General features: G+C 41.2%; 2 tRNA genes. Both read right to left on the bottom strand.

Features of this window, described 5'->3' with window-relative positions:
• Nucleotides 1-329: 329 nt before the first annotated feature.
• A tRNA-Ile gene (locus GTH32_RS19315) sits at nucleotides 330-406 on the bottom strand.
• A 44-nt stretch (nucleotides 407-450) separates the two neighbouring features.
• A tRNA-Ala gene (locus GTH32_RS19310) sits at nucleotides 451-526 on the bottom strand.
• Between the last annotated feature and the right edge of the window lie 44 nt (nucleotides 527-570).

Genomic DNA, 570 nt, shown 5'->3' with positions numbered 1-570 from the left:
CCTTTCAGCGCTTTTTCGATAACAAGCAATTCAAGTCAAGTAGAGTAAAAAGTACGTCTTTCGACTTCTCAGTTACTCAATTTTGATTGATTACTATTAATATCAGCTTTCCAAATTGTTAAAGAACTATCGTGCAAAATCATGACGCTTTTTGTCATGACTTTTGCGCAAGGAGGACCTACATTACTCTCAAGAGTAGTGCGTGAGCTCCTTTAGAGTAAAAAACCCTAATCAATGCTTACTGAAACAGTAAATATTCATTAGGATTTATTGTCCATTTCGACATATTTTGTAGCTTCAAACTACAACCAATTCACCATGAAGGAAATTGGTAGGCTTGGGCAGACTTGAACTGCCGACCTCACCCTTATCAGGGGTGCGCTCTAACCAGCTGAGCTACAAGCCTTCAGTTTACTGCGCCTATGATTAATAAACTCAGTTTCAAGCAGATGGTGGAGCTAAGCAGGATCGAACTGCTGACCTCCTGCGTGCAAGGCAGGCGCTCTCCCAGCTGAGCTATAGCCCCATAAGCTTATGTCGTTCTTTATTTTCTAGACAAGACTATCTGTG

Source organism: Alteromonas profundi, assembly GCF_010500865.1.
In the GTDB taxonomy this organism is placed as follows: domain Bacteria; phylum Pseudomonadota; class Gammaproteobacteria; order Enterobacterales; family Alteromonadaceae; genus Alteromonas; species Alteromonas profundi.
Note: the sequence above shows the minus strand (reverse complement) of the source record. Positions and strands in the feature narration are given on the sequence as shown.